The following is an 8,230-nucleotide window of genomic DNA, read 5'->3' on the forward strand; positions in this document are numbered from 1 at the left end:
GAAGGGCGCAGCCCTTCCTCCTGGACCTCCATCCCAGTCTTTTAAACGTTTTTTTTGGGGCGATGCCCCAAACCCCGCTCAAGAGGAAGGGCGCAGCCCTTCCTCCTGGACCTTCCTCCTGGACCTCCATCCCAGTCTTTCAATATTTTTTTTGGAGATTTTCATGCCCACCACCGAAACCTGCACCGGACACACCCCTCCAGGAGGTGCCGGGATTCCATGGGGAGAGTGTTCCGGGCTCGCCGGGCAGGAGATCCGCACCGACATCCTTGTGGTGGGATCCGGTCCCGGCGGGGCCATGACGGCAACCCTGCTGGCGGAAAACGGTCAAGCCGTCATCATGCTGGAAGAGGGTGCATGGACCTCCCAGGAGAGTTGCATCCCCTTTTCCCGCGCCGAGATGATTTACAAATACCGCCATGGGGGACTCACGGCGGCCATGGGATCTCCGCCCTTGGCTTATGTGGAAGGGTGCTGCGCGGGCGGTGGCAGCGAAATCAACAGCGGACTCTACCACCGCTCCCCTCCGGAGACACTTTGGCGCTGGTCCCGGGAAAACGGCGTGCGCCATTTGACCCCCGAAACGATGGAACCCCATTTCGCTGCCGTCGAACAGGATATCGGCGTCATGCTCCATCCAGGCACACCCCCTCTCAACTCCCTGAAATTGGCCCTTGGCGCCAAAAACCTGGGCTGGCATGCCATGGAGGTACCCCGCTGGTACAGTTATCTCCCCATACCGGTCGGGTCGGAAAAAACGGCAGAGCGGCCCTTTCTGGAGCAGCGCAACACCATGACCCGCACGCTCATTCCGCGTTTTCTTCGTGCGGGCGGGACGTTGTTGGTGCGATTTCGGGTCGAGGGAGTCCGCTTTTGGAATCATGCCTGGGAGGTTACCGCCGTGCCGACCTGTTCCGTGCCCCGTCCTGCTCGCAAAACATTTTTCGCCCGGCATCTTTTTCTGGCAGCCGGGGCCATCGGTACGCCGGCCTTGTTGCAGCGCAACAAACTTGCCCCCCTGGCAGGAGGCCGCCTGGCCACCCATCCAACCCTCAAGGTGACGGCCCGTTTTCCGGAACAGGTCAACCTGCCGCACACCGGGGTTGGGGTGCATCAGGTCAAGGAGTTTTCCCCCCGCATGGGGTTTGGCTGTGCTGTTTCGTCCGCGCCCCATCTGGCCATATCTCTATTGGATCACCCCCGTTATCTGCCCCTTGTCGAGGGGCAGAGTGAACATTTGGCGGTCTACTATGTCATGGTGCGGGGCGAAGGCCGGGTGGTCACGCACTCTTCGCTGCGTCATCCTCTCCCCCTTTGGCACATGCCGGAGACTGCCTGGCGTGATCTGGCTGCCGGTCTGCGCCACCTCGCCAGGTTGCTGTTCGCCGCCGGGGCGGATACCCTCTGGCCCCAGGTGGCGGGCATGGAGCCCCTGCGGCATGCCGGACACCTCTCCCGCCTGCCCAACAAGCTGCCGGCTCGTAACACCCGCCTGATGACCATCCATCTCATGGGTTCCTGCCCCATGGGCGAGGTGGGCAGCGATGCCGTGACAGACTCCTTTGGTCGCGTGCATGGTCAGAAAAACCTGTATGTCTGCGATGCCTCGCTGCTGTGTGATGCCCCAGGCGTCAATCCCCAGGGCAGTGTCATGGCCCTGGCTCGGCGTAACGTGATTCATTTTCTTGAACAAAAACAGGATAAAAACAAATAACCATGAATTGGGGTCCAGGGGGCTGGCTCCCTGGCGGATCCAGGGCAGCGCCCTTGCGGGGTCCGGGGCAGCGCCCCGTTTTGTTGTTGTACGCCCCCCCTTTTCCCAGGCCTTTTTTGCGCTGTTTGCAAAAAAGGCTTAAGGGGCGACGGGCCATGGTCCATCATCTGGCGCGTCTTTTTGCGCCAGATGATGGACGCATTGCAGTTTTTATTAGTTTTTAAGCAACTATTGACCACCCTTTCAAGAACTGCCTGGATATGAAAGCCTTTGTCAGGGCTTCGCCCCGAACCCCACCAGGACTCTGTCCTGGACCTGCCAGGGAGCCAGCCCTCTGGACCCCGATTCGTGGCCGGATGGTGAATGGTTACGGTTTGCGAAAACAGAAGTCGGCAGCACGCTGTTTCACATGCGGTTGTCCTGGGGGCGGAGCCTTAATACATTGTTTTTTGACTTTTGACTCAAAATGCATCATGTTTCGTGGACGGTTGGCTGACCTGGAGCGGGTTGGCGTTTGTGGAGACGAGCAGCGATCATGATGCTAATGGATGATGACACATTGCGGTATGGAGTGGGACGGATGCGGATTCTGGTGGCCTGCGACCACGGGGCTGTCGACTTGAAAGCCCAGGTGGTGGAGTATTTGCGGCAACGGGAGCATGAAGTGGTGGACTTGGGAACGCACGGTCCGCAGTCGGTGGATTATCCTGAATTTGCTGGCCGGTTGTGCCGCGCTTTGTTGGCAGGTGAGGGAGACCGTGGGGTGTTGATGTGCGGGACGGGTATTGGCATCTCCATCGCGGCCAATCGCTTTCAGGGCATTCGCGCCGCGTTGTGTCACGATGAACTCACCGCCCGCCTGTCGCGTCTGCACAACGATGCCAATGTTCTGGTCATGGGGGGACGCACGACCGGGCCGGCCACGGCGGATGCCATTCTGACGGCCTGGTTGAAAACCCCCTTCGAGGGGGGACGGCATGAGCGGCGCCTCGCCATCCTGGAACGACAGATGGAGCAACAAAATCAAAAGGGAAACCCATGAAATCCATGCCCGTCGATCTGCAATCATTCGATCCGGAAATGTATGCTGCCATCGGGGAGGAGCTGGGGCGGCAGCGGAACCAGATTGAATTGATCGCCTCGGAAAACATCGTCAGCCGGGCTGTCCTGGAGGCCCAGGGATGCGTGATGACGAACAAATACGCCGAAGGGTACCCCCACAAGCGGTATTACGGGGGGTGCCACTGCGTGGACAAGGCTGAAGATCTTGCCATAGCCCGTGCCCAGCAGCTGTTTGGCTGCGCCCATGTCAATGTACAACCCCACTCGGGTTCCCAGGCCAACATGGGGGCCTATCTGGCCATGATCGAGGCCGGGGATACCATCCTGGGCATGTCCCTGGCCGATGGCGGGCACCTGACCCATGGAGCCAAGGTCAATTTTTCCGGCCAGGTCTTCAAGGCGGTCCAGTACGGCCTGAACCTGGAAACGGAACGGATCGATTATGACCAGGTGGCGGCCCTGGCCCGCGAACATCGCCCCAAGGTGATCGTGGCTGGAGCCTCTGCCTACAGCCGTTTTATCGATTTTTCCCGATTTCGGGAGATTTGTGACAGTGTCGGCGCCATGTTGCTCGTGGACATGGCCCATTTTGCCGGTCTGGTCGCCGCCGGCGAACACCCGTCGCCGTTCGGCTACGCCGATGTCGTGACCACCACCACCCACAAGACCCTGCGTGGCCCGCGTGGCGGCATGATCATGACCAATCGGGAAGATTTGGCCAAAAAGATCAACTCCAAAATTTTCCCCGGAATTCAGGGCGGTCCCCTGATGCATGTGATCGCTGCCAAAGGAGTGGCATTGAAAGAGGCCTTGCAGCCGGAATTCAAGCTCTACGGCCAGCAGATTCGTCGCAATGCCAAGGCGCTGGCTGCCACCTTGATGGAAGGGGGGTTGCGGATCGTATCCGGTGGCACGGACAACCACTTGATGCTCGTGGATCTCACCTCCCGCAACATCACGGGCAAGGATACCGAAGCAGCCCTGGAACGGGCCGGCCTGACCTGCAACAAAAACGCCATTCCCAAGGATCCCCGAAGCCCCTTCGTCACCTCCGGCATTCGTCTGGGAACCCCGGCCTCCACCACCCGGGGGTTGGGTGAGGCGGAGTTTCAGGAGGTGGGCCGTTGTATCGTCTCGGTGGTGGATGCCTTGGGGCGTGGTGATTCCACCCAGGCGGAAGCAGAGGTGCGGGAGCGGGTGCGGGCCTTGTGTACCCGTTTTCCGGTGTATCCCGGATTGTGATCGATGGGAAAGGATGCCTCGGTCGATCGCCGTTTCATGATGCAGGCGTTGCGTCTGGCGGCGCGGGCGGAAGGGCGGAGCCGTCCCAATCCGCTGGTGGGGTGTGTGCTGGTGCGGGATGGCCGGCGGGTGGGCATGGGGTATCACCACCAGGCCGGGGGGCCCCACGCCGAAGTGGAAGCCTTGCTTCAAGCCGGGGATTCGGCCCGGGGGGCCACGGCCTATGTCACCTTGGAGCCCTGCTCTCATTTTGGCCGCACCCCCCCCTGTGCCGATGCCCTGATCGAAGCCGGGGTGCAGCGGGTGGTGGCCGCCATGCGCGATCCCAACCCCCTGGTGGCAGGCCGGGGTTTGCAGCGGTTGCAGGAGGCCGGCATCGACGTTCTTTTGGGCGTTGAGGAGCGGGCGGCAGCCTGTCTGAACGCGCCGTTTCTGACCTGGATCACCCAAAAACGTCCCATGGTGACCCTCAAGGGCGCGCTCTCCCTGGATGGCAAGATTGCGACCCGTACCGGCAAAAGCCAATGGATCACCGGCAAGAATGCCCGATTGATGGTCCAGCGCATGCGGGATCGGCACGATGTGGTCATGGTGGGCAGTGGAACCGTCCTGGCCGACAATCCGCTCCTGACCTGCCGTCTTCCCAAAGGGCGCAATCCCATCCGCCTGGTGTTGGACTCCACCTTGCGGATTTCCAGTGACGCCGCACTTTTTTCCGCCTTCCCACCGGCACCGCTCTGGATTGCCACCACACCTCGCGCCGATCCGGTGCGTATGCAGGAGTTGGGAGCGATCCCAGGTGTGGAGATCATCCCTTGCCGGCAGAACCAGGAAGGACGTGTCGATCTGCACGACCTGATGGCCATTTTGGCCCAAAAAGGGATTCTCAGCGTTTTGTCAGAGGCCGGAGGGACGTTGACCCACGCCCTGTTGGAGGCGCGTCTGGCCGACCGTCTGGCCATGTTTCTGGCCCCCATGTTGATCGGCGGGCGGGATGCCCCGGGTTTTCTGGATCGGTTGGGCATCGATCGCCTGACGTCTGCACCATGCCTCGAACAAATGCAGGTCCGACAGGTTGGAAAAGATTTGCTGGTTTCCGGGGAGTTGCGCTACCCGGACGATTGAGGTTTTTCTTTTTTTGGAGGACGTTACGCATGCCCATCATCCGACGCGCTCTGATCAGCGTTTCCGACAAATCCGGTCTGGCAGAATTTTGTCGGGGGCTTGTCGAACTGAACGTGCAGATTCTCTCCACCGGAGGCACCGCCCGCATGCTGCAAACCGAGGGGATACCGGTCACCGATGTGGCCCAGCATACCGGTTTTCCGGAGATGCTTGATGGACGGGTCAAAACCCTTCACCCCAAGATTCATGGCGGCCTGCTGGGATTGCGTGACAACGCCGAACATCAACGTCAAATGGCCGAACACGGGATCGTTCCCATCGATCTGGTGGTGGTCAATCTCTATCCTTTTGAACAAACCGTGGCCCGTCAGGGATGTTCCCTGGCGGAGGCCATCGAAAATATCGACATTGGCGGACCATCCATGCTGCGCTCGGCAGCCAAGAATCACCGTTTCGTGACCGTGGTGACCGATCCAGCCGACTATGGGCCCCTCCTGGCCGAGATGCGCCGCCATGGGGGGAGTGTCGCCGAGAGCACCAACGCCACCCTGGCGCGCAAGGTGTTTGCCCGTACCGCCGCCTACGATGCCGCCATCTCCAACTGGCTCTCCTCCCTGGATGAAAAAGGGACACCGCAGCTTTTTCCAGCCACCCTGACCCTGCAATATCACCAGGTTCAGGAGATGCGCTATGGCGAAAATCCCCATCAGCGGGCCGCTTTTTATGTGGAGAGCGGTGTTGCCGAGCCTTCGGTCGCCAACGCCCAATCCCTCCAGGGAAAACCCCTTTCGTTCAACAATATCAATGATGCCAACGGCGCTTTTGAGCTGGTCAAGGAGTTTTCCGCACCGACGGCGGTGGTGGTCAAACACACCAATCCTTGTGGTGTTGCCACCGATGCCGACTTGTTGGCCGCCTACGTCAAAGCGCGTGATACCGACCCAACCTCGGCTTTTGGCGGCATTCTTGCCTTCAATCGACTGGTGACCGAGAGTGTGGCGCGGGAGATTGCAACCACCTTTGTGGAGGCGGTGATCGCGCCGGGATTTGACGCAGGTGCCCGGAAAATTTTTGCCGACAAAAAAAATCTTCGCCTGTTGCAGGCCCCGGATCTGGCCTCTGGTGAGGTGGATGGGGCCGCTCTGGAGTTGAAACGGGTCGTGGGTGGACTGCTCGTGCAACAACGGGATCTGGCTCCGGTGGATCCCGGCAGCCTCAAGGTGGTTACCCGGCGCGCTCCCACACCGGCGGAGATGGATGATCTCATGTTTGCCTGGAAAGTTGCCAAACATGTCAAATCCAACGCCATCGTCTATGCCAAGGCCCTGTGTACCGTGGGTGTGGGAGCGGGGCAGATGAGCCGGGTGGATGCCTCCCGCATCGCTGTCTGGAAGGCCCAGGAGACCGCTGCCCAGGCCGGACGCAAGGACAATCCCGTGTTTGGCACGGTGATGGCATCGGATGCCTTTTTCCCCTTCCGGGATGGCGTCGATGCCGCTGCCGCTGCCGGGGCTCGGGCTGTCATCCAGCCGGGGGGGTCTGTTCGTGACGAAGAGGTGATCGCCGCTGCCAACGAACATGACATGGCCATGCTCTTTACCGGCATGCGTCATTTTCGCCACTAATGGGCCAACCGACTCGATTTGAAATGTTCACTTTTCGTCACTATTCCGCACCATTTCAAAAAAAGCTTGGGTATGGAAGCCTTTGTCAGGGCTTCGCCCCGAACCTCACCTTCAAAAAAGGCTTGGGTATGAAAGCCATTGTCAGGGCTTCGCCCCGAACCCCACCTTTAAAAACGGCTTGGGTATGAAAGCCATTGTCAGGGCTTCGCCCCGAACCCCACCAGGAGGAAGGGCGCAGCCCTTCCTCCTGGACCTCCATCCCAGTCTTTCAATCGCTTTTTTTATGGAATGATATTTCATTGGGGCTTCGCCCCAAACCCCACCAGGAGGAAGGGCGCAGCCCTTCCTCCTGGACCTCCATCCCCGTTTTTCAATCCTTACTCGACAACAATACGGGGCGCATCCCCCTTCTCAAGATTGATCTCCTCCACACGTGCCACCACAGCCGCCGCAATCTGCCGATAAATGACACTCTGCGGCGCATCCGGACGCGCCACAACAATCGGCTGGCCGCTATCGGCATCCTCGCGAATCTCCTGGTCCAGGGGAATCTCGCCAAGGAAGGTCATCCCCTCCGACTCCGCCTGCCGGCGCGCCCCGCCATGAGAAAAAATCTCCGCCCGGTGACCACAGTTGGAACAAATGTGGTAGGACATGTTTTCGATGATCCCCAATACCGGCACGTCGACCTTGCGAAACATGTTGATCCCCTTCCTCACATCGGACAGGGCCACATCCTGCGGCGTGGAGACAATCACCACGCCGGTCAGAGGCACCTTTTGCGTCAAAGTCAACTGCGCATCCCCCGTTCCGGGAGGAAGGTCCACCACCAAATAGTCCAATACGCCCCAGTCAACATCACGCAACAACTGCTCGACAGCCATGCCCACCATCGGACCCCGCCAAACCATGGGGGCCCCCTCGGGAACAAAAAAGCCCATGGAAATGGCCTTGATGCCATACACCACCACCGGCAAAATGCCGTTCTCCCCCCCCTCACTGTCGTTGGGCATGCGCGGCACGTTCAACATACGCGGCAGGCTGGGACCATAAACATCGGCATCCAGAATGCCCACTGTGGCGCCACTCTGATGCAGAGCCAGAGCCAGATTGACCGCCGTGGTGGATTTGCCCACCCCCCCCTTGCCCGAAGCCACGGCAATGACGTTGCGTACCCCCGGCAACAATCCCCCCTGACCGCCATGCTGGGCTGCATCCTGCATCGAGCCGGGTCGTGTATCCGACATGGTGTTCTCCTTTTGCTGGTTAAACCATACTAAATCAGTAGGAATTGAAGCATACTCCCCTGCACCATCGAGTCAAGGTCAGGTGCGCAGCCAAGGCCATCGTCACTATCCAACACCCTTGCAAGAAAAACCCGGACATGAAAGCCTTTGTCAGGGCTTCGCCCCGAACCCCACCAGGACTCTGTCCTGGACCTGCCAGAGAGCCAGCCCCCTGG

General features: G+C 60.0%; 6 protein-coding genes. 5 read left to right on the forward strand and 1 reads right to left on the reverse strand.

Annotation, left to right across the window (positions count from 1 at the left end; all coding sequences use genetic code 11):
• The first annotated feature begins 163 nt into the window (after nucleotides 1-163).
• The 5 genes from HQL63_12815 to purH all read left to right on the forward strand — a co-directional run bounded on the left by HQL63_12815 (nucleotide 164) and on the right by purH (nucleotide 6,768).
• On the forward strand, nucleotides 164-1,714 hold the full coding sequence (locus HQL63_12815; GenBank protein MBF0177707.1) for a GMC family oxidoreductase: 1,551 nt from the start codon (nucleotides 164-166) through the stop codon (nucleotides 1,712-1,714).
• Nucleotides 1,715-2,294: 580 nt separating this feature from the next.
• Nucleotides 2,295-2,756 (forward strand): ribose 5-phosphate isomerase B, encoded by a 462-nt coding sequence (rpiB, locus tag HQL63_12820; GenBank protein ID MBF0177708.1) that lies wholly within the window; start codon nucleotides 2,295-2,297, stop codon nucleotides 2,754-2,756.
• A 5-nt stretch (nucleotides 2,757-2,761) separates the two neighbouring features.
• The gene (locus tag HQL63_12825) at nucleotides 2,762-4,018 is read left to right on the forward strand and encodes a serine hydroxymethyltransferase (GenBank protein MBF0177709.1); all 1,257 of its coding nucleotides are present in this window, start codon (nucleotides 2,762-2,764) and stop codon (nucleotides 4,016-4,018) included.
• Nucleotides 4,019-4,021: 3 nt separating this feature from the next.
• Complete coding sequence (ribD, locus tag HQL63_12830; protein MBF0177710.1) at nucleotides 4,022-5,143, forward strand: bifunctional diaminohydroxyphosphoribosylaminopyrimidine deaminase/5-amino-6-(5-phosphoribosylamino)uracil reductase RibD; 1,122 nt, start codon at nucleotides 4,022-4,024, stop codon at nucleotides 5,141-5,143.
• Between the two features lie 29 nt (nucleotides 5,144-5,172).
• On the forward strand, nucleotides 5,173-6,768 hold the full coding sequence (purH, locus tag HQL63_12835; GenBank protein MBF0177711.1) for a bifunctional phosphoribosylaminoimidazolecarboxamide formyltransferase/IMP cyclohydrolase: 1,596 nt from the start codon (nucleotides 5,173-5,175) through the stop codon (nucleotides 6,766-6,768).
• Nucleotides 6,769-7,145: 377 nt separating this feature from the next.
• On the opposite strand, the gene apbC is transcribed toward purH, so the two are convergent.
• On the reverse strand, nucleotides 7,146-8,015 hold the full coding sequence (apbC, locus tag HQL63_12840) for an iron-sulfur cluster carrier protein ApbC (GenBank protein MBF0177712.1): 870 nt from the start codon (nucleotides 8,013-8,015) through the stop codon (nucleotides 7,146-7,148).
• Nucleotides 8,016-8,230 lie beyond the last annotated feature (215 nt).

This window comes from Magnetococcales bacterium, from assembly GCA_015231175.1.
Classification (GTDB): domain Bacteria; phylum Pseudomonadota; class Magnetococcia; order Magnetococcales; family DC0425bin3; genus HA3dbin3.